The organism is Pseudomonas sp. H1_D05, assembly GCF_054682705.1.
The window spans coordinates 5243267-5263979 of the sequence record NZ_CP162825.1; the positions used below are offsets into that span (position 1 = coordinate 5243267).

Annotated in this window: 15 protein-coding genes, 1 tRNA gene and 1 pseudogene; 9 read left to right on the top strand and 8 right to left on the bottom strand. The window is 60.4% G+C overall.

All coding sequences use genetic code 11. The annotated features are described in order from the left end of the window. Window positions 1–234 precede the first annotated feature (234 nt). The gene (gene proP / locus AB4O11_RS23690) at window positions 235–1737 is read left to right on the top strand and encodes a glycine betaine/L-proline transporter ProP (protein WP_093431427.1); all 1503 of its coding nucleotides are present in this window, start codon (window positions 235–237) and stop codon (window positions 1735–1737) included. 31 nt (window positions 1738–1768) lie between these two features. Here the strand turns inward: proP and AB4O11_RS23695 are convergent, their stop codons facing one another. Continuing rightward, window positions 1769–2656: a LysR family transcriptional regulator gene (locus AB4O11_RS23695; RefSeq protein WP_460128846.1), complete on the bottom strand. Its 888-nt coding sequence runs from the start codon at window positions 2654–2656 to the stop codon at window positions 1769–1771. Between the two features lie 99 nt (window positions 2657–2755). Here AB4O11_RS23695 and AB4O11_RS23700 point away from each other — a divergent pair, with 99 nt between their 5' ends. Both AB4O11_RS23700 and AB4O11_RS23705 read left to right on the top strand, forming a co-directional pair. Continuing rightward, on the top strand, window positions 2756–3418 hold the full coding sequence (locus tag AB4O11_RS23700; RefSeq protein WP_460128848.1) for an NADPH-dependent F420 reductase: 663 nt from the start codon (window positions 2756–2758) through the stop codon (window positions 3416–3418). A 90-nt stretch (window positions 3419–3508) separates the two neighbouring features. Further along, window positions 3509–4102, top strand: coding sequence for a DUF502 domain-containing protein (locus tag AB4O11_RS23705; protein WP_099759202.1), 594 nt, complete (start codon window positions 3509–3511; stop codon window positions 4100–4102). Here the strand turns inward: AB4O11_RS23705 and AB4O11_RS23710 are convergent, their stop codons facing one another. The 4 genes from AB4O11_RS23710 to AB4O11_RS23725 form a co-directional block, all read right to left on the bottom strand. Then, entirely contained in the window at window positions 4103–4705 is a 603-nt protein-coding gene (locus tag AB4O11_RS23710; protein ID WP_460128850.1) for a hypothetical protein, read from the bottom strand. Between the two features lies 1 nt (window position 4706). Beyond that, entirely contained in the window at window positions 4707–5495 is a 789-nt protein-coding gene (locus AB4O11_RS23715; RefSeq protein WP_460128852.1) for a DUF2092 domain-containing protein, read from the bottom strand. Between the two features lie 108 nt (window positions 5496–5603). Then, window positions 5604–6719, bottom strand: a complete 1116-nt coding sequence (locus AB4O11_RS23720; protein WP_460128856.1) for an AI-2E family transporter — start codon at window positions 6717–6719, stop codon at window positions 5604–5606. Window positions 6720–6792: 73 nt separating this feature from the next. After that, complete coding sequence (locus AB4O11_RS23725) at window positions 6793–7398, bottom strand: TetR/AcrR family transcriptional regulator (protein WP_320336731.1); 606 nt, start codon at window positions 7396–7398, stop codon at window positions 6793–6795. A gap of 157 nt (window positions 7399–7555) precedes the next feature. On the opposite strand from AB4O11_RS23725, the pseudogene AB4O11_RS23730 reads away from it, so the two are divergent. The 6 genes and pseudogenes from AB4O11_RS23730 to AB4O11_RS23755 all read left to right on the top strand — a co-directional run bounded on the left by AB4O11_RS23730 (window position 7556) and on the right by AB4O11_RS23755 (window position 17097). Next, window positions 7556–8939 (top strand): annotated as a pseudogene (locus tag AB4O11_RS23730) (aspartate aminotransferase family protein). Window positions 8940–9245: 306 nt separating this feature from the next. After that, window positions 9246–10949 (top strand): amidase, encoded by a 1704-nt coding sequence (locus AB4O11_RS23735; RefSeq protein ID WP_460128858.1) that lies wholly within the window; start codon window positions 9246–9248, stop codon window positions 10947–10949. A 294-nt stretch (window positions 10950–11243) separates the two neighbouring features. Continuing rightward, window positions 11244–12539 (top strand): OprD family porin, encoded by a 1296-nt coding sequence (locus tag AB4O11_RS23740; protein WP_460128860.1) that lies wholly within the window; start codon window positions 11244–11246, stop codon window positions 12537–12539. Window positions 12540–13066: 527 nt separating this feature from the next. Next, window positions 13067–13426 carry a DUF6124 family protein gene (locus AB4O11_RS23745; RefSeq protein WP_460128862.1) on the top strand — a complete coding sequence of 120 codons (360 nt, stop codon included), beginning with the start codon at window positions 13067–13069 and terminating at the stop codon, window positions 13424–13426. A 274-nt stretch (window positions 13427–13700) separates the two neighbouring features. Further along, entirely contained in the window at window positions 13701–16229 is a 2529-nt protein-coding gene (locus AB4O11_RS23750; protein WP_460128864.1) for a hypothetical protein, read from the top strand. A gap of 508 nt (window positions 16230–16737) precedes the next feature. Next, on the top strand, window positions 16738–17097 hold the full coding sequence (locus AB4O11_RS23755) for a DUF6124 family protein (protein WP_038361600.1): 360 nt from the start codon (window positions 16738–16740) through the stop codon (window positions 17095–17097). A gap of 157 nt (window positions 17098–17254) precedes the next feature. Here AB4O11_RS23755 and AB4O11_RS23760 read toward each other — a convergent pair. The 3 genes from AB4O11_RS23760 to selA all read right to left on the bottom strand — a co-directional run bounded on the left by AB4O11_RS23760 (window position 17255) and on the right by selA (window position 20673). Next, a tRNA-Sec gene (locus AB4O11_RS23760) sits at window positions 17255–17350 on the bottom strand. Window positions 17351–17356: 6 nt separating this feature from the next. Continuing rightward, window positions 17357–19273, bottom strand: coding sequence for a selenocysteine-specific translation elongation factor (gene selB / locus AB4O11_RS23765; protein ID WP_460131147.1), 1917 nt, complete (start codon window positions 19271–19273; stop codon window positions 17357–17359). Beyond that, window positions 19270–20673 (bottom strand): L-seryl-tRNA(Sec) selenium transferase, encoded by a 1404-nt coding sequence (gene selA, locus AB4O11_RS23770; RefSeq protein ID WP_460131149.1) that lies wholly within the window; start codon window positions 20671–20673, stop codon window positions 19270–19272. The genes selB and selA overlap by 4 nt, the downstream gene beginning before the upstream one ends. Window positions 20674–20713 lie beyond the last annotated feature (40 nt).

Here is a 20713-nt window from a genome sequence, read left to right on the forward strand (position 1 = left end):
AGGAGCTGCCGAAGGCTGCGATCTTATTGGGACGCGGAGCGTCCTCGGCTGCATTCCCACGCAGAGCGTGGGAACGATCAATCGCAGCCTTCGGCAACTCCTACACAGGTGTGCCAGGAAAAAAGCGCCGGGCAGTGAATTATTTCGTGTCCTCATGTATCTGAGCCAAAGAGTACGCGCCATCAAAAAGATGGCATCTACGCGGCACGATGGATCAGCAAAGAGAAGACCCGGATGAAATCACGCAAGAAAACCGTCAAGCCGATCGGCCTGAACGACATCACCATTGTCGACGACGCCAAGATGCGCAAAGCGATTACCGCAGCCGCCCTGGGCAATGCCATGGAATGGTTCGACTTTGGTGTTTACGGCTTCGTCGCCTATGTGCTCGGCAAAGTGTTCTTCCCCGGCGCCGACCCCGGCACCCAGATGATCGCCGCGCTGGCGACGTTCTCGGTGCCCTTCCTGATCCGGCCGCTGGGCGGCTTGTTCTTCGGCGCCTTGGGCGACAAGTACGGGCGACAGAAAGTCCTCGCCGCGACCATCGTGATCATGTCGCTGAGCACCTTCGCTATTGGCCTCATTCCGTCCTATGCCTCGATTGGCATCTGGGCGCCGATCCTGCTGTTGCTGGCGAAAATGGCCCAAGGCTTCTCGGTGGGCGGTGAATACACCGGAGCGTCGATCTTCGTCGCCGAATACGCGCCGGACCGCAAGCGTGGCTTCCTCGGCAGTTGGCTGGATTTCGGCTCGATTGCCGGCTTCGTTCTCGGTGCCGGTGTGGTGGTGTTGATCTCCACCACGCTGGGCGAAGCCAAGTTCGAAGAATGGGGCTGGCGTCTGCCGTTCTTCCTCGCCTTGCCGCTGGGCATGATCGGCCTCTACTTGCGTCACGCCCTGGAAGAAACCCCGGCGTTCCAGCAGCACGTCGAAAAGCTTGAGCAAGGCGATCGTGAAGGCCTCGCCGGTGGCCCGAAAGTCTCTTTCAAGGAGGTCGCGACCAAACACTGGCGCAGCCTGATGACCTGCATTGGCGTGGTGGCGGTGACCAACGTCACCTACTACATGCTGCTCACCTATATGCCGAGTTACCTCTCGCACAATCTGCACTACAGCGAAAACCGTGGCGTGTTGATCATCATCGCGATCATGGTCGGCATGCTCTTCGTACAACCGGCGATTGGCTTCATCAGCGACAAGATCGGCCGCAAGCCTTTCATCGTGGTTGGCAGCATCGGCTTGTTCATTCTGGCGATCCCGGCGTTCATGCTGATCAACAGCGGCAAGATCGGTTTGATCTTCGCCGGTCTGCTGATGCTGGCCGTGCTGCTGAACTTCTTTATCGGCGTCATGGCCTCGACCCTGCCGGCGATGTTTCCCACGCACATTCGCTACAGCGCGCTGGCGGCTGCTTTCAACGTCTCGGTATTGATCGCCGGCCTGACTCCGACCGTGGTCGCGTGGCTGGTCGAGAGCACCAATAATCTGTACATGCCGGCGTATTACCTGATGGTCATCGCCGTGATCGGTCTGGCCACCGGGGTGACCATGAAGGAAACCGCAAACAAGCCATTGCGCGGTGCCGCGCCGGCAGCCTCGGACCTCGAGGAAGCCAAGGAACTGCTGCAAGAACATCACGACAATATCGAGCAGAAAATCGAGGACATCGACGCCGAAATCGCTGCGCTGGAAGCCAAGCGCAAGGAACTGGTGCAGCAGCATCCGCGAATTAACTGAGTCGCTTTATTCACTCATCCAAATCGCCCGGTCAGCCAAATCGGCTGACCGCGGCATCGATGAACTGGCGCACTTTCGCGGTCTTCTGCCGATGCGCCGTGTACAGCAGATGCATCGCTCTGCTCGGCGCCTCAAACCCCTCCAACAACCTCACCAACTCGCCTCTGCGCAATGCCGGTTCAAGAAAGTCGGCAGGCCCCAGCACAATCCCGAAACCATCCACCGCCGCTGACAACAACGCCTTGCTCTCGTTGACGTGCAAGCGACTGCTCACCGGCACGCGCTCGACCTGCGCACCGTTGAAAAACGACCACTCGTGATCGGCAGGCCGTGACCAATAGGCATAACCCAGGCACTCATGTTGTTGCAGATCGGCGGGCACTTGCGGTGTGCCGTGTTCCGCCAGATAGCGTGGCGCCGCGCAGACGATCAGTCGATACGGAGCCAATGGCCTCGCGGTCAGACTGGCCGTGGCCAACGGGCCGATCCGGAAAGCCACCTCAAACCCCTCCTCCACCAGATCCACCGCACGGTCGGTCAGGTGCAGATCAATTTCCACTTCAGGGAATTCGCGCAAGAACGCGGTCATGAACGGCATCAAGCTGTACGAACCGAAGGTTACCGGCGCGCTGATCCTGAGCTTGCCGCGCGGCGTGTCATTCATGATCTGCGCCAGCGAATCAGCGGCCTCTGCCTCAGTGACGATGTGCTTGCAGCGCTCGTAGTAGGCCTGGCCCAGTTCGGTCAGGCTCTGCCGGCGCGTGGTGCGATTGAGCAACCGCGCACCCAGCCGCTGTTCAAGGGCGGCCACGTGTTTGGCGACCATTTGCGCCGACATGTCGAGGCGTTGCGCAGCGCTGGCGTACGAGCCCGCTTCAGCCGCCATCACGAAAGCCGCCATGCTGGTCAGCCGATCCATTCGAAACTCCTGTTAGCGAAAGTAAGTAACAGAGTGCAATTTATCTGCATCTGGGCAGGAATCATCATAGTGGCTCCCCACCTGACAGAGGAACACACCATGCGCATTGGAATCGTTGGAGCCGGATTCATCGGGCGCGCCGTCGCGCAAATCGTCCTCGCCGCCGGGCACGAAGTAATGCTCAGTAACTCACGCGGCCCGAAGACCATGAGCAGCGTGCTCGCCGGCATCACCGGCTGCCAGATCGGCACGGCCGAACAGGCCACACAGTTTGCCGACGTGGTGTTGCTGGCCATCCCCTACGAACACATCCCGAGCCTGCCGCCAGCCGGGTTCGAAGGGAAAACCGTGCTCGACGCCAACAACTATTACCCTGATCGCGACGGCCACATCGCCGTACTCGACACGTTCCAGAGCACCACCAGCCGCTTGCTCGCAGAGCATTTGCGCGGTGCCACGGTGGTCAAGGTGTTCAATGCCATCCTCGCCGCGGACTTGCTTACGGATGGCCGCCCGCATGATTCCAGCGAGCGGCGCGCCCTGCCCGTCGCCGCAGATGACGCTGACGCCAAGGCATTGGTCGTGGGTTTGCTGGACGAACTCGGCTTCGATGCGGTCGACGCCGGAGGCCTCGATGAGAGCTGGCGATTCGAGCGGGCGAAACCGGCTTACTGCGCGCCGCTGGACAAGTCCGGGCTGGAAAAGGCGTTGGCTGCAGCCGAGCGCGAGGTCGAGTTACCCTTGGGCAGTTGGCGGCGCTGATAAAGCCCGCTCCAGCGCTGAGCGCTTCCGGCAGGCGAACACAGATCAGCTAGCCTTGAATCCGCATCGCCCGTCATTAAAGGAGCCGTCATGTTCAAGTTCATCAAGACCACCGTGGTCGGCGGTCTGCTGTTCATTCTGCCGTTGGTGTTGATCGTCGTGCTGATCGAAAAAGCCATCCACCTGCTGCGCGGGCCGGTAGAAAAGTTATTGCCGATGTTCAAGGGCTATGACGTGGCGGGCGTGACGCTGGTGAGTCTGGCGGCGTTGCTGGGCCTGATCGTCCTGTGTTTTCTCGCCGGGCTGCTGGCACGCACGTCTGCGGCGGCGCGGGCGCTGGAGGCCACGGAAAACAAGCTGCTCAGCAACCTGCCCGGTTACCAGTTGTTCAAGGACACCACGGCGCGGTTTGCCGGGCTGGAAAACGAGGACGGTTCCAAGGTCGGCCTGATTGCCGAGGGCGAAGGCTTTCGCCTGTGCCTGATCGTCGAAAGCGTGGATGACTGGCTGACGATTTTCATGCCGGACGGTGGGCCGGCCGGCGGCACCGCCGGTGAAGTGCGGTTGGTGCCCGCCGCACACGTGATCGTTACCGAACTGTCGTGGCTGACCCTGGCCACCGGGTTACGCCGTGGCGGCCGTGGCATGCTGGCGCAGATGCAAGCGTGGGTGCCGAAAGCCTGATCACGGTGCATTGACCACCACATACGTCACATCACTGCCTTGATACTGCGGCTGGTACCGGGTCGAGCCGCATTGCATGTAGGCGACGTTGTACTGAATCACCTGCACGCAACTGCTGGGCATTTGCGCCGGGGTAAAGATTGCCCCTACCACCGCCGCGGTGGCCGCGACGGTTGCCGTTACCGCCACTGCAGCCGCCACCGGATGGTAGTGATCGTCGTAGCCATAACGGCCATGGCCGTCGACATCAATATCGACATCGCGACTGTTGTCGATGTTGACGTTTCGGTTGCCGTTGTTGACGTTCGTGCGGTTACCAACGTTGTTGCCGACATTGACCCGGTTACCCGAATTGACCCGATTGCCCGAATTGACCCGATTGCCCGAATTGACCCGGTTACCGGCACTGACATTATTGGTGCGCTGCGGTGCATTGATCCGCTGCGCCCGTTGCGCGTTCGGCGCCGGCGCGCGATTGACGTTGGCGCGCGCATGTCCTTGGGCGCGTTGCCCCCGGGCATCGGCTTCGGCGACATAACCGGCGGTCAGCAGCGTGGTGGCGGCCAGCGACAACAACAGACTCCACGTCATCGACTTGTTCATGTCACTGCCCTCCCTGATCGCTGGCTTGTTTGAACGCAATCGCCACATCGCCTTTGCCCGGTTTGAAGGTGAACTGCGTGTCCGGAATGGTCGGCTTGAGGTTCCACTGATACACCGCGCTGTACTCGGGGAAGCTCTTATCGTCGGTGGTGGTGATCACCAGCTTGCACGGCAAGGGTTTGTCGGAGCGGGTCAGCCACAATTGCCAGTCGATGCCCTCCTGGCGAAACGCCAAATGGTCGCAGAGCTGACCCTTGATGACCGACGGGCCCACGTACAACGCGGCTTTCAAGGCATCGATCTGCGCCTGATCACTGCCGAACAGAAACAGGTCCTCCATCGGCACCTGCACACCGTAGAAGTTCTCGACCTTGTGTAGGGTTTCCGCCACCGTGGCCGGGGCGTCGACGGTGGTGTAGTACTTCAGGTATGGCGAATACTGGGTGAGTTTTTTGCCGTTATAGAAAAACTCGCGGGTGCGCACATCGCCTTCGCTTTTCGCATACAGGCGATCATGGCCGACCACTTTCAGGGTGTTGGCGGACTCGGTCTTGATCTTCTGCCCGGATTCCAGAACCGTGTCGCGCGAGACTTGGGCGTCGACCTGGAATTTCGGCAGGCTGCGCAGGTAATCGCCCATATCGATGAGCTTGTCGACCACTTGCGGGTTGATCAACGGCGCATCATCGGTGGCCGCGTGAGGGGGCGTCGCCGGCGGGTCTTCGGCGCGGACTCCCGGCGCGAGAACCAGTGTGAACATCAGGCAGACCATACTGGCTGGGGCTTTCATCGGTTCCGCTCCTGTCCCTGCGTGGGCGTTGCGCCCGAAGGGCGACTGACTGACCAGCCTAGACGTCCGCTGAGGTGTACGCCAATGCGTCAGCGAGAGGGATAAGTGTCACGGTAGATTTGCTTTGCGCTGGCTCTCCAGAAGCTCGGTGATATCGGCCGGTTGATACACCCAGCCGATGAACAATTCATAGCCAACCGCCAGAATCACCGGCCCGGTGAACAAACCAATAATGCCGCTGGTGACCATGCCCCCGAGCGCGCCGATCAGTACTACTGGCATCGGCACCGCGACGCCGCGTCCCAGCAGCATCGGTTTGAGCACGTTGTCGGCAAGCCCGGCAATCGCCATCCACACCGCAAAGATAATCGTGCTGGCGCTGACCCCGTCCACGGCGAAGACATAAATCACGATGGGCAGCGTGATCAGCAACACCGGCAATTGGGTGATGCCCAGCAGCAACACCATCAAGGCAAGAATGCCGGCCGCCGGTACGCCCATGACCACCAGTGCCACGCCAACCAGCAGCATCTGAATAAAGGCGATGCCAACCACGCCCTGCGCCACGGCGCGGATGGTTGCCGTACACAGTTCGGCGATCTGCGGGCCGCGCACCGGCCCGGAAATGCGTGTGGTGACTGCAACCGCTGTGCGGTGGCCGCGCTCGCCGTGGTGCATGATCAACCCGGCAACGATCAAGGCAATCACAAACACCACGATGCCTGCGCCGACGCCAGCGGCTTGATGCAACACCACTTTGCTCCAGTCCTTGAGGTGCGGCGCCAGCTCCTGAAACGCCCAGCTCAGGTCCTGCGAAGCGTGCATCCAGATGCCGTAAAGCGGCGCGCCAATCAACGGCCAGCCTTCAACACTGGCCGGTGGCGGCGGTATCTCGAACTGCCCCGCTTCGAACGTGTGCATGCTGCCCTTGATCGAATCGGCGATCGAAGCACCCAGCAGGCTCAACGGCAGCATCAGAATCACCAGGCCCAGCAGCACCAGAATGATTGCCGCCCAGCCGTAGCGATTACCGAGTTTCGCGCCCAGAGCCTGATTCAGCGGATACAGCGTGACGGCCAGGATCAGCGCCCACAGCATGACATTGAGAAACGGATGGAAAATGTCGTAGCAGAACAGCACCAGAACGGTGATCAGGCCCGCTCGAATGAGCACGTCCAGCAGTGCTCTGGAACTCTGAAACGTGATCAGCGGTTTGTCTTCCATGTCGGCGCTCCCGGGTGGGCCATCGATGAACCGCTGTGAGCCTAGTTCACTTCCGGCACATCGTCTTTTAGCCTTAGCGCTCCAGCATGCCGTGACACAACAGATTCAAAACCCCGCGCATGTGCAAGGCGTGCGCGGCCCGATCCGGGACTTCCTGCGTGGCGAGGCGAATGAACGCCATGTTTGCGTATTGGTTGAACAGCGTCGCCACCACGTCGAGATCGATCGATTCGCGCACTTTGCCGGCCTGCTGAAAATGCAGAAGCAGCGCTTTGGTCTCTTCGATCACGGCGGCATTCCACGGGCTCATCGCCTCAGCCAACTCACCGGTCAGCAGGAACGGCGCCAATTCTCGCCACAACGAAGCCGGCATCGCTTGTAGCTGGTAATCGGTCATCAGCCCTTCGAACTCGCACAGCGCCTCCAGCGGATCGCTGTTCTCGTCGAGATTCGCCCGCGCCTCGCGCATGGCTTGCTCGTCGGGTTGCTTAAGCAAGGCCAGCAGAATCTCCTGCTTGCCGCCGAAATAATTCACCACCGTTGGCGCGGAAACGCCCGCCTGCACGGCGATCTGGTCCAGCGTGGTAGCCGCAAAGCCATTGCGCTTGAACAACTCGAGCGCCGCCTCGGCAATCACCTGCCGGCGCTGTTCCTTCTGCCGTTCTCTGAGTCCGCTCATGTTGCCTCTGTTGATCGTTGCCAATGGCGGTCAGCCTACGGTTATCTTTTTTTACCGACAAATATTTTCTTTACAAAAATATTTTTAGATGACAAAACTTTCCCCGTGCAGCGCTGTGACGAACGCACCCACTTACCCTTTGCTCTGGAGATCCGCCATGTCCGCCGAACTCGATTCGACCCGCAGTACCCGCGATTACCAAGCCTCTGACGCCGCTCACCACATCCACGCGTTCGTTGATCAGAAGGCGCTCAACGAGGAAGGTCCACGGGTGATGGTCAGCGGCGATCGCCTGGCGTTGTGGGATAACGACGGCAATCGCTATCTGGATGGCATGTCCGGCCTGTGGTGCACCAACCTCGGCTACGGGCGCAAGGATCTCGCCGCTGCTGCGACCGCGCAGCTGGAACAACTGCCCTACTACAACATGTTCTTCCACACCACTCACCCGGCGGTGATCGAGCTGTCCGAACTGCTCTTCAGTCTGTTGCCCAAGCACTACAGCCACGCGATCTACACCAACTCCGGCTCCGAAGCCAACGAAGTGCTGATCCGCACCGTGCGCAAGTTCTGGCAGGTGATGGGCCAGCCCGAGAAGAAAATCATGATCGGCCGCTGGAACGGCTACCACGGCTCGACCCTGGCCGCGACGGCGTTGGGCGGGATGAAATTCATGCATGAGATGGGCGGGACCATTCCCGATGTCGCGCACATTGATGAGCCGTACTGGTTCGCCCATGAAGGCAACCTCAGCCCGGAAGAGTTTGGCCTGCAAGCGGCGCGGCAACTGGAAGACAAGATTCTGGAGCTTGGCGCCGACAAGGTCGCCGCGTTCGTCGCCGAACCGTTTCAGGGTGCGGGGGGGGATGATCATTCCGCCGGCGACGTACTGGCCGGAAATCCAGCGTATCTGCCGTCAATACGATGTGTTGTTGTGTGCGGATGAAGTGATTGGCGGTTTTGGCCGCACCGGTGAATGGTTTGCCCATCAGGCATTTGGTTTTGAGCCCGACACATTATCGATCGCCAAGGGCCTGACCTCGGGTTACATCCCCATGGGTGGCTTGATTCTGTCGCGGCGCATGGCTGAAGCATTGGTCGAGAAAGGTGGCGTGTTTGCCCATGGCCTGACCTACTCCGGGCACCCGGTCGCGGCCGCCGTGGCGATTGCCAACCTCAAGGCGTTGCGTGATGAGGGCGTGGTGGCTCAGGTGAAAACCGACACCGGGCCGTACCTGCAAAATTGCCTGCGCGAGGTGTTCGGCAGTCATCCGTTGGTGGGTGAGATTCAGGGGGTTGGTTTGGTGGCTGCGTTGCAGTTTGCTGAGGACAAAGCGACGCGCAAGCGTTTTGCCAATGAAAACGATATCGCCTGGCGTTGCCGCACGATTGGCTTTGAGGAAGGCTTGATCATTCGTTCGACGTTGGGGCGGATGATCATGGCCCCGGCGCTGGTGGCCACGCGCGCGGAGCTGGATGAGTTGATCGACAAGACGCGGATTGCGGTGGATCGGACGGCGCGGGAGTACGGCGTTTTGTGATCGGCTGAAATGATGGGTTGGCCGGGCTGACGCCTTCGCGAGCAAGCTCGCTCCCACATTTGGAACGCATTTCACTTGGCGCCCTGGCTCCAAATTTGAAATGCAATCCTTGTGGGAGCGAGCTTGCTCGCGAAGGGCTCGCCGAAGATTCATTGTCGAACAAACAACAATCCCGCCGATTACTCCGCGCCCCGCTTGGTGTTAAATAGGCGCCAGTCTTAACCTTGTCGCTTATAGCTGTGCAACGAGAACCGATATGAACACCCATTCCAGGAAAAACACCCAAATTCAAACGGCGGTGACCGCATGATCGAAGTCACCGAAGTTTCCATTGCCCAACTGCGCGCCGCGCTCGAGTCCGGCCAGACCACCGCAGTCGAACTGGTACAGGCATATCTCGCACGCATCGATGCCTACGATGGCGCCGACACCCCAACGGCGCTGAATGCCGTGGTCGTGCGTAACCCTGAAGCGTTGAACGAAGCCCGGGCGTCCGATGCCCGTCGCGCCGAAGGCAAAACCCTCGGCCCGCTCGACGGCATCCCCTACACCGCCAAGGACAGCTATCTGGTCAAAGGCCTCACGGCAGCGTCCGGCAGCCCGGCCTTCGCCGATCTGGTCGCTTATCGCGATGCCTTCACCATCGAACGTCTGCGCGCGGCCGGGGCGATTTGCCTGGGCAAGACCAACATGCCGCCGATGGCCAATGGCGGCATGCAACGTGGCGTCTACGGTCGCGCCGAAAGCCCTTACAACGCTGATTACCTCACCGCGCCGTTTGCCTCCGGTTCGTCGAACGGTGCCGGTACCGCCACTGCCGCGAGTTTTGCCGCGTTTGGGCTGGCTGAAGAAACCTGGTCGAGCGGGCGTGGCCCGGCGTCGAACAATGGTTTGTGCGCCTACACGCCGTCACGCGGGGTGATCTCGGTGCGCGGCAACTGGCCGTTGACCCCGACCATGGACGTCGTCGTGCCTTACGCGCGGACCATGGCCGATCTGCTCGAAGTCCTCGACATCGTCGTCGCCGAAGACCCGGACACCCGTGGCGACCTCTGGCGTCTGCAACCGTGGGTGCCGATTCCGAGCGTCAGTTCCGTGCGCCCCGCCGCCTACGCCGATCTGGCCGCCGACGCCAAAGCGCTGGCCGGCAAGCGTTTCGCCGTGCCGCGCATGTTCATCAATGCCGACCCTGAGGCTGGCACCAGCGAAGCCCCGGGCATCGGTGGCCCGACCGGCCAGCGCATCAACACCCGCGCCTCGGTGATCGACTTGTGGAAGCAAGCGCGCCAAGCCCTCGAAGCGGCCGGTGCCGAAGTCATCGAAACCGATTTCCCGCTGGTCTCCAACTGCGAAGGCGATCGCCCCGGCGCGCCAACCGTGTTCACTCGGGGGCTGGTCTCCAAAGAGTTCCTTCACCATGAGCTGTGGGACCTGACCGCGTGGGCGTTCGACGACTTCCTGCAAGCCAACGGCGATCCGAAACTCAATCGTCTGGTCGACGTCGACGGGCCGAAAATCTTCCCGCACGACCCGGGCACCCTGCCCAACCGTGAAGGCGATCTGGCTGCCGGCATGGATGAGTACGTGCGCATGGCCGAGCGCGGCATCACCCCGTGGAATGCAATCAGCACCGTGCCTGACGGCCTGCGCGGCCTGGAGCAAACCCGACGCATCGACCTCGAAGACTGGATGGACACGCTGGGCCTCGATGCCGTGCTGTTCCCGACTGTTGCCGACGTCGGCCCGGCGGACGCGGACGTCAACCCGGCGTCGGCTGACATCGCCTGGAGCAACGGCATCTGGGTGGCCAACGGCAACTTGGCGATCCGTCACCTCGGCGTGCCGACCGTCACCGTGCCGATGGGCGTGATGGCCGACATCGGCATGCCGGTGGGCCTGACCTTCGCTGGCCGCGCCTACGACGACTCGAACCTGCTGCGTTTCGCCGCCGCGTTTGAATCGACCGGCAGCAAACGCCAGATCCCGCCACGCACGCCGCCATTGTCGTAACGCGATCAAAAGGTGTGTCAGGCAGCAAAAATGTTGCCCGACACACCGCCATCGCTGACGCAGATTTTTGCTCCCGCCACAAAACCCTCATTCAGCCCAGAACCCTGTGGGAGCGAGCTTGCTCGCGAAAGCGGTTTATCAGCCGGCAAAAATGTTGACTGATGCACCGCCTTCGCGAGCAAGCTCGCTCCCACAGGATTTGTGTAGCCCCGTAAATTCAGCACATCCGCTCAATCCCCTGCCCTACATTCCCGCGATCATCCCAGCCATCTTAATTGCCGCTGGCCACCGACCATGATCGACCGCGCCCCTTCGCGTCTCACCCTCCTCGCGCTGCTCTGCGGTCTGACCACCAGCGCCCACGCCAGCGGTTTCTTCGACGATGCCAAAAGCGAAATCCTCAGCCGCAACTTCTACCTGAGCAACGACTACCGCTCGCCCTCACCCTCCGGCAAAAACTACAAACAGGAGTGGGCTCAGGGCTTTATCGGCACTTTCTCATCTGGTTTCACCGCCGGAACGGTCGGTTTTGGCATCGATGCCCACGCCTTCGCCGGGCTCAAACTCGACGGCGGCAAAGGCCATTCCGGCACCGGTCTGCTGCCGGTCGACAGCGATGGCCGCAGCGAAAACGATTACTCCAGCGCGGGCGGCGCACTCAAGCTGAAAGCCTCGCGCACCACGCTCGCCTTCGGTGAAATGACCGTGGAAACCCCGGTGTTCGACACCTCCGACAAACGCCTGCAACCGGAGTACGCCACAGGCTTCCTGCTCAACAGCGCCGAGTTCGACCACATCAATCTGGTGGCCGGGCATTTCACCGCGTTCAAGAATCAGGACAGCTCATCCGGCAAAGGCGATTTCTATGGCTACGGCGCCAATACCGAGGCCGGTGGGATCAGTTTTGTTGGCGCCGATCTGTTCACCGACAGCCCAATAGGCGGCGCGCTGTATGCCTCCGACCTGAGCGACACCTGGCATCAGTACTACGGCAATCTGCACTTCAAACAGTCCGGCGTACTGCTCGACGCCAACCTCTACCACACACGCGACACCGGCCGAGCGCTAGCCGGCGCCATCGACAACACCGCGTTCAGCCTCTCCGGTAAATACGCCTTCGGCCCGCACGCGGTGATGCTCGGCTGGCAAAAGATCAATGGCGACACACCGTTCGATTTCGTCGGCGGCGACTCGATCTACCTCGCCAACTCGATCAAATACGCCGATTTCAACGGCGCCAACGAACGCTCCTGGCAAGCGCGCTACGACCTCGACCTCGGCGCCTTCGGCATCCCCGGCCTGAAGTTCATGACCCGCTACGTCAGCGGTAGCCATATCGATGGCACCCATGCGCCCAAGGGTGGCGCGTACAACCCGTTTGATCCTGACAGCGGCAGTTACCAGCCGCAGCAAGGCGACGGCGGCAAACACTGGGAGCGCGATATCGATTTGAAGTACGTCGTGCAATCGGGCGCAGCGAAGGATCTGTCGGTGCAGGTGTCGCATGTTTCACATCGAGCCAATGAAGCGCAGGCCGGCGATGACATTGACCGGATCTACGTGGTGATCCAGTACCCACTTGGTTTCTGAAGGAACGCGGTTACTGTAGGAGTGAGCCTGCTCGCGATAGCGTCTTTTCAGCAACATTCATGCTGACTGATACACCGTAATCGCGAGCAGGCTCATTCCTACAGGTTTCTGCGTCGATCATCAGGCTGTGTTTACACCGCCGAACCTGTGGGAGCGAGCCTGCTCGCGAAGGGGCCAGTGAAATCAGCGCAAATCGCCTTTTAAACTCTGGTGTTTAAAAGACACCTCCAGACACGCCTTCAAGGCTACAAATTCTTGCGCCATTGCCTACAGCTACGCCAGAATCCGCCGGCTTGTGCGCCTTGGGGGCGGGTTCTATTGTGGTGCGGTCGCTGATTATCAGTGATCGGGTTTAGCAGCCCGGGTTTTTCTCTAGACGCACAAAGTTCATTGCCGTTATGGCGGCTTTGCGTGGGGCACTTCGGTGCGCCGGGTTCTAGAGTCCTGGTCTGCTAACCCGCGTACAGCCGCCACCTCCTTCGTTAGCAGCGAACGGTGGCAGCTTCATTACTCTAGAGGCTTTACCGATGATCAAACCAACGCCCAACCCGCCCGAAACCGACCTCGCGTCCCCCTACGAATCCTTCGATTCAAAAAAACTCAACGACGCCGCCGAACACGCGCTCGATCATTACCTCTGCCCACCCGGCTCCACACCGCCGCCACGTAAAACCCGCCGGATGTACGCCGTTACCGCAGACTTCAAAAACGAGGAACTGCTGGCCGATGCCAGCGAAACACTCGCCTCAGCCAGAACCATCGCCCATGATTTCGCCCGCCTCATACCGGCGTCGCAGCGACGGACGCTGTTGGGCATCGCGCAACTGATCATGCTCGGCGAGCTGGCGGTGAATCGGGTGATGGATAATCTGGAGGTGCCGGGCTGAGAAGCAGGCAAGAGCCTGTGGCGCGTGAGCTTGCTCATCGCCACAGTGGGCTTGAGCAGGGTCAGACGGTTTTCCGCTTTTTGGATCAAAAGATCGCAGCCTTCGGCAGCTCCTACACCGATGCCCGTAGGAGCTGCTGAAGGCTGCGATCTTTTGCTTTTAACCTCCAAACCAATGACCACTCGTCGCCACCTGTCAGATCTGACAGGTGCGCAATTCTCAATTAAGCGCTCTGATAACCCCTGCCCGTTCCCAACACGCAGGAGCCTCATCCATGACCACCTCAACCCCGCCGGACAACACCGTCCTCGCCCCGGACCCGCCAGAGGTCAACGGCCAGACCACGCCCGTGGTAGGTGCACACATCGGCGTGCCCTTGGTGGCCTATGATCTCGTCACCGACGGTGAAGGCGCCGTTGTCCTCGTCGACCCACCGTTGTCGGGCACCATGGATCCCGGCGACGTCATGGAGCTTTGGCTTGAGAATGAACCGGCCGCACTGGACAGCGAAACCATTGAGGATCCGGACGTACGCACCACGTTACGCATTCCCAAGGGGCGCCTGCATCCGGACAAGGTCAACAAGCTGTACTACACCGTCAGGCGTGGCAGCGACAATCGAGGCATTTCCACACCACCGCTGGAAATCCTCTACAACCGCATCCGCCCCGGCCTGAAGGATCGCTTTCCCGAAATCGACGGCCACTCCGAACTCGACCTGGACTTGTCCGACCTCATTAAACAAGGCGTCGGCAAAGACTTCGTCTGCGCGCCCGTCTGCTTCAGTTATCCCTACTGCCGCGCTTACGACACCATCAGCCTGAAGTGCAACGGCGAAATAGAGACCTTCCCGGTCAGCAAGGATCAGGCCCCCGAACCACCGAACCCGGGCAGCGAAATGCCAACGACCGTCTGCTTCACGGTGGAGCGTGAGTTTCTCGACAAAGCGAAACGCCAGAACAAGGTCCTCAACTTTTCCTACTCAGTGACCGATCAACTGCTCAACGGACCGGATCCCGATGCGGTATGGTCTGCTGCGGTGGCGGTGAATGAGGATCTGGATGGCACGCTCCTGGACACGCCGATTTTGCGAGAAATCGCAGGCGATACAGCCGACGAGCCGGGCATCATTGACCTTAAAAAACTCGGTAGCAATCCACTGCTGGTGTACATATCGACGGTCGACCCACGCTTCGAGCCTGGCGACAAAATTGAAGCCACTTACACCGCGAAAATTGCGGGCCAAGATGACAAAACAGTGGTGCTCACCGGTCAAGTCGAAACGGACGACATCGGCAATAAAATAACCTGTGTTCTGAAAGTACTGAACAAAGACGTCATCGTCGCCACCAGCGTATCGGTCAAATACAAATTACTGCGAAAACTCGACGACACACTGAAAGCCGAATCCAACATCGCCACGGCGACGGTAGTAGGCGATTACATGGAGTTGAAACCCGCCGGCGTTCAGCAAGCCAACGGCAACACCTTGGCGCCCATGGCTGCCGTTTCCAAACTCACTATTGTCGTGCCACAAGGCACCACCCTCCCCACCGACCTGCTCAGCGTAAGCTGGATCCCCGAACCCGGCACCCACGCTGAAGGCACATACATCAGCGATCCACGGCCGATCAGCGAGGTCGGTCTGAACGTCGATGCTCCACCGGCACTCGTGGCCTTTTGTCTGGGCGGCAGAGTGACCGTCAGTTACACCATTACCCGTGGCAACGGCCAGCCGCAGCCGTCTGATCCATTCATCCTCAATGTGCAGGAACTGCCCCAGGCAGAACTCATCGCTCCTCGCTTGAAGGAAGCGAGCAATGCGGGTGAAGGATCGGAGCTGAATCTGGCCGAGCTGACACCTGAAGGCAAAATGTGGTGTTCGGGATTTCCCTTCAATGCGGTGGGGCAGTATGTCTGGTTGCTGTTCAGGGGCACTAACGCCGATGACTCGACCTATGAAAAATACATTTGGGCGGCGCCGTTTGCCTTCGTCAATGATGACTGGGTGAAGAATGGCTACTTCGAAGCGACCGCGCCTTATGAGGATTTGAAAGGGTTGAAGGATGGGACGCCACTGAGCATGGAGATGTGGGTGGCGTTTGGGAAAAGTGAGGATTTGGGGTTGGCGAAGCGGTTTTTGGTGCGTACTTATGTGGTTAAGGCGACGCCTGCTCTGGAAATAGATACCTCACCAATGGTGCTGGATGGGCCCCACTTTTATCCGGCGCCGGCCCCCCATATCCCGCCTTTCGATACGACTGCATATTTACACGATAACGCGCATCGCACACGAGAAGCTCGGGGCGGTAATCCTCCTTACCAATACAGTTCGTCAGACCTTAACGTTGCTTCCGTAGATCCAAAAACTGGCCATGTTGTTTCTACAGGAATAGGAACCGCACGCATCACCGCGCGTGACGAAAGGGGCGCGACCAACAGTTACGAGGTTAGCTGTAAAAACGTTTATGAACTGGTATTCAACTCGCTGCACCGCACTCACGCAGAGTCCATGGCTTGGCTCACATCCATAGGCGCCCAACCTTTCCCACATGAATTCACAAACGACCCGACTGCCCAGGCCGCGTCTTTTAGTTTCCAAAAGGTAAGCACATCCCCCTACCATTATTGGTACACAGCTAAAACCTCCAATCCATCTCAGCCGCAGGCAGCCACATGCTTCACATGGGGACGCGCACAATGGGTCACACCGCCTTATTCACAAGGCATAAATGTTTCAAATGAAACAGTCGACGTTTACGTGCAATTCCAAACCATTGGATTCAAAGCCAGGAGGTTTTAACGTAAAAAGGGATGGATTTATTTAACCAGTGATTTAAACGTCGGGGCTTGATCAAGGTTTTTTCTGCTGACCGGGATGGCCCTTTCGCGAGCAGACTCGCTCCCACAGGGAAACGCATTCCAAATGTGGGAGCGAGCTTGCTCGCGAAGGGGCCAGTGAAGTCAGCGCAAATTGCATTTTAAACTCCGGCGTTTAAAAGACACCTCCCGACACGCCTTTCAGGCTACAAGTTCTTGCGCCATTGCCTACAGCTACGCCAGAATCCGCCGGCTTGTGCGCCTTGGGGGCGGGTTCTATTGTGGTGCCGTCGCTGACGAATCAGCGATCGGGTTTAGCAGCTCGGCAAATTTCAAGGCACGCGAGTATCGCCATTACGTTATGGCGGCTTTGCGTGGGGCACTTCGGTGCGCCGGGATCCTTGAGCCTGGTCTGCTAACCCGCGTACAGCCGCCACCCTATCCGTTTAGCAGCGATGGAATGACGGCTCCACATCTCAAGGAGCTTCACCATGATAAAACCAACACCCAACCCGCCCGAAATCGACCTCGCCTCCCCCTACGAATCCCTCGATTCAAAAAAGCTCAACGACGCCGCAGAACGCGCGCTCGATCACTACCTCTGCCCACCCGGCTCCACCCCACCACCACGCAAAACCCGACGGATGTACGCCGTCACCGCAGACTTCAAAAACGAAGAACTGCTGGCCGATGCCAGCGAAACACTCGCCTCCGCCAGAACCATCGCCCATGACTTCGCCCACCTCATACCCGCGTCGCAGCGCAGGACGCTGTTGGGGATCGCGCAACTGATCATGCTCGGCGAACTGGCGGTGAATCGGGTGATGGATAATCTGGAATTGCCGCAGTAGCGGGGATACAGATCGTTCCCACGCTCTGCGTGGGAATGCCTCAACGGACGCTCCGCGTTCGGCTCTGGATGGGACGCAGAGCGTCCCGGGCTGCATTCCCACGCGGAGCGTGGGAACGATCAATCAACACTGGAGCGGGGAGGTCCGGAGGAAAAACTGGCGGAAGGCAGCCGGAGTCGAACCTGCCCGGGAACGGATGCCGTCCCCAACCGGGTTTGAAGCCCGGCCGCGCCACCGGGCGCGATTGCCTTCCTTGAACTCATTGTGCGCAGGCGTTAGCCAGCGCGTTGTCGGGGCGGATCTGGCGGGATTCGCCGAGGCGTCGGGTCAGGCCGACGCGGTCGAAATATTCGAGGTACTGAATACAGCGTTTGCGTCCCAAGCCTAGCGCATCGCGGAAGGTTGTCACCTGGATCTGCGGATTTTCGCTGGCGAGTTTGAGCAGCACGTTCGCCATCTGGCGCAGTTGCACGTCACTCAAGAACAGGTCGCGCACGACTTGATGCATCAAACCCAAACGCGCCAGTTTACGCAGCAACAAGCGCACGACGGCGTCGTCCTGCCCCAGGACGTTGGCCACATCACGCACCCACGGCGGGTCGAAACCGGCTTGTTCAAACAACGGCTGCAGCCCTAGCCAGAGACTTTCATCCTCGGCATTCAGGCGCACCTGATGATCCGGCAGGTGCAGCCACGGCCCACTTGCCTGGATCGAGCCGGCCGCGAGCAATTCATCCAGCAAACTGACAAACGTCGCACGCTCCAGCGCCAATCCACTGAAGCGCCGCAAGCGATCGCGATCCGGCCCCATCTGGTCGGGTTCCAGTTCATGGAGCTGCGTCAGTTGCTCCAACAGGGTGAACTTCAGCTGTGCCCAGCGCTGCACGTTGAACAGCAGCGGGCCTTGACGGGTGTCGATGAGGCGGACGTTTTCCGCTAATGCCCAAGTCGAGCGCGGGCGATTGAATTGGCGTTCCAGGCGCAGCGGATCAAGGCCGCCGGCGCTGTAGTTGAGCAGCACGGGCAAGACCTTTTCAAACTCGTCGCCCGAGACTAAGGCGCGCAATTGCTCCAGACGTTCGGGGCTGCGCCGTTGTCGCGCCGGGGCGAACGGGTCGAGGACCCGGCCGCCGCCCAAGGTGCGTTGCGCGCTCTGGTCGCGCAGGATCAGTCGATCGCCCTTCACCGCGTGCACCGGCGCATTGATCAGCAGTTGCGCGAACATGCGTTCGCCGGGTCTCAAGCGCGGCCCCTCGAGCAAGGCCACCCGGGCGATGACATCTTGTGTACCCAGATGCACGTGCACCGGGTGAAAGTGTTCGAAAGTGCGTTCGCCGGGCAGCAGTTGAAAGTCGATGTCGACCCGTTGCGTCGGCGCGTGCAGCCATTCGCTCAGCAGCCACTGGCCGCGATGGATCTGCGCCAGTTCAAGACGCTCGCCGCTGATATTCAAAGCCACCCGTTGCCCGGCGAAAGCCTGTTCGGCGGGTTGATTTTGCGCGTGCAAGCCGCGAACCCGGACCGATTTGCCGGAAGGTCCGAGCAACAGTTTGTCGCCGACCGAAACAGTGCCCGACAACGCCGTCCCGGTCACGACAATCCCCGCACCGGCGACGCTGAACGCGCGGTCGATGGCCAGGCGAAAACCACCTTCGCAGCTGCGCTCCAGTACTTCACGTTGCGTCTGCAATAACGTCTCGCGCAGTTCATCAACGCCGTGCCCGGTCACGCTCGACACAAGCACGATCGGCGCTTCGGCAAACGGCCCGGCCTCAAGCAAATCCAGCACCTGCCGCTGAACCTCCTCCACCCTGCCCGCCTCGACCCGGTCGCATTTGCTGATCGCCACCAAGGCGCGCGGAATGCCGAGCAATTCAACAATCGCCAGATGCTCGCGGGTCTGCGGCATCACGCCGTCGTCTGCGGCAATCACCAGCAAGACCAGATCGATACCCTGCGCACCGGCGAGCATGTTGTGGGTGAATTTCTCGTGGCCGGGCACGTCGATAAACCCGGTCAGCCCCGCGCCCGGTTCCAGTTCAGCGTAGAGATAACCGAGGTCGATGGTCATGCCGCGTGAACGTTCCTGCGGGCGGCGGTCGCCGGTTTGTCCGGTCAGCGCTTGTAACAGCGAAGTCTTGCCGTGGTCGATGTGCCCTGCCGTGCCGACGATCACGACTCGACCTGCAACTGCGGCAATTGCCCGAGCCACGCCGGTTCATCGTCGAGCTGACGCAGATCCAGCCACAGTGCATCGTCGTCAATCCGCCCAAGCACCGGGATCGGCAACGCGCGCAACGCCGCTTCCAGATTCAGCAAGCAGCGCCCGCGCAAACGCTTTGAAACCTGCGGACGGCAACGCAGCGCCGCACTCGGTAAACGCGCCACCGGTTGGCTGCCGCTGCCGATCATGCCCAAGGCCTCGACTGCGCTAACCTGCCAAACCGACCCCAGGATTTCAGCCATCAAGGGCTTCAAGCGTGAGGCCTGCGCAAAGATATCTGCCTGCGGCCGGGTGAGCAGACGCAAGCTCGGCAGACGTTCGGCCAGGCGATCGGGATCGCGATACAACCCGAGCACCGCCTCCATTGCCGCCAGGGTCAACTTGTCCACCCGCAGCGCACGTTTCAACGGGTTCTTCTTGATCTTCGCGATCAGCTCTTTGCGCCCGACGATCAACCCTGCCTGCGGGCCGCCAAGCAACTTGTCACCGCTGAAGGTGACGATGTCCGCGCCATCCAGCAGCGCCTGCCGCACAGTCGGTTCCGCGGGCAATCCCCAACGGGTCAGATCCAACAGGCTGCCGCTGCCCAGATCTTCCAGCAACGGCAAGCCATGCCGATGGGCCAACTCGGCCAATTCCGCAGTCGGCACGCGAGCGGTAAACCCTTCGATGCTGTAATTGCTCGCGTGCACACGCATGATCAAACCGCTGCGCGGGTTGATCGCCGCTTCATAGTCGCGGGCATGGGTGCGATTGGTCGTGCCGACTTCGTGCAGACGCACGCCGGCACGGGCCATGATGTCGGGGATGCGGAAGGCCCCGCCGATCTCGATCAGCTCGCCACGGGAAATAATGCCTTCCTTGCGCGCGCCGAGACTGTTGAGTGTCAGCAGCACGGCGGCGGCGTTGTTATTGACCACGGTGACGGCTTCGGCGCCGGTCAGTTCGCGGATCAGGCCTTCAATCAGATCATCACGATCACCGCGCTTGCCGCTGGCCAGATCGAACTCCAGATTGAGCGGATAACGTGCGGCCATTTGCACCGCGTCGATTGCTTCGTCGGGCAACAAGGCGCGACCGAGGTTGGTGTGCAGCACCGTGCCGGTGAGGTTGAAGACCCGGCGCACGTGACTGCGCTGTTGCTGGACCAGGCGTTCACCGACGCGGCCAGCGAGCACTTCGGGGCTGATTTCGACGGCTGACAATTGCCCGTTCAACACGCTGGGGCGCAACTCATCGAGCAACTGACGCAAACTTGCCAGCAGCGACTCACGCCCGTGACGCTCAAGCAAAGGCACACACGCCGGGTGCCGCAACACACCATCAATGGAAGGTAACCGCAGGGACATCAGCCACTCCTGGAGACAGATCGTTCGGCCAGAGTGTAGACCC

Bases quoted from the DNA above. Each gene is read 5' to 3' on its own strand.
- proP (WP_093431427.1), top strand. From the start codon at position 235: ATGAAATCACGCAAGAAAACCGTCAAGCCGATCGGCCTGAACGACATC.
- AB4O11_RS23695 (WP_460128846.1), bottom strand. From the start codon at position 2,656: ATGGATCGGCTGACCAGCATGGCGGCTTTCGTGATGGCGGCTGAAGCG.
- AB4O11_RS23700 (WP_460128848.1), top strand. From the start codon at position 2,756: ATGCGCATTGGAATCGTTGGAGCCGGATTCATCGGGCGCGCCGTCGCG.
- AB4O11_RS23705 (WP_099759202.1), top strand. From the start codon at position 3,509: ATGTTCAAGTTCATCAAGACCACCGTGGTCGGCGGTCTGCTGTTCATT.
- AB4O11_RS23710 (WP_460128850.1), bottom strand. From the start codon at position 4,705: ATGAACAAGTCGATGACGTGGAGTCTGTTGTTGTCGCTGGCCGCCACC.
- AB4O11_RS23715 (WP_460128852.1), bottom strand. From the start codon at position 5,495: ATGAAAGCCCCAGCCAGTATGGTCTGCCTGATGTTCACACTGGTTCTC.
- AB4O11_RS23720 (WP_460128856.1), bottom strand. From the start codon at position 6,719: ATGGAAGACAAACCGCTGATCACGTTTCAGAGTTCCAGAGCACTGCTG.
- AB4O11_RS23725 (WP_320336731.1), bottom strand. From the start codon at position 7,398: ATGAGCGGACTCAGAGAACGGCAGAAGGAACAGCGCCGGCAGGTGATT.
- AB4O11_RS23735 (WP_460128858.1), top strand. From the start codon at position 9,246: ATGATCGAAGTCACCGAAGTTTCCATTGCCCAACTGCGCGCCGCGCTC.
- AB4O11_RS23740 (WP_460128860.1), top strand. From the start codon at position 11,244: ATGATCGACCGCGCCCCTTCGCGTCTCACCCTCCTCGCGCTGCTCTGC.
- AB4O11_RS23745 (WP_460128862.1), top strand. From the start codon at position 13,067: ATGATCAAACCAACGCCCAACCCGCCCGAAACCGACCTCGCGTCCCCC.
- AB4O11_RS23750 (WP_460128864.1), top strand. From the start codon at position 13,701: ATGACCACCTCAACCCCGCCGGACAACACCGTCCTCGCCCCGGACCCG.
- AB4O11_RS23755 (WP_038361600.1), top strand. From the start codon at position 16,738: ATGATAAAACCAACACCCAACCCGCCCGAAATCGACCTCGCCTCCCCC.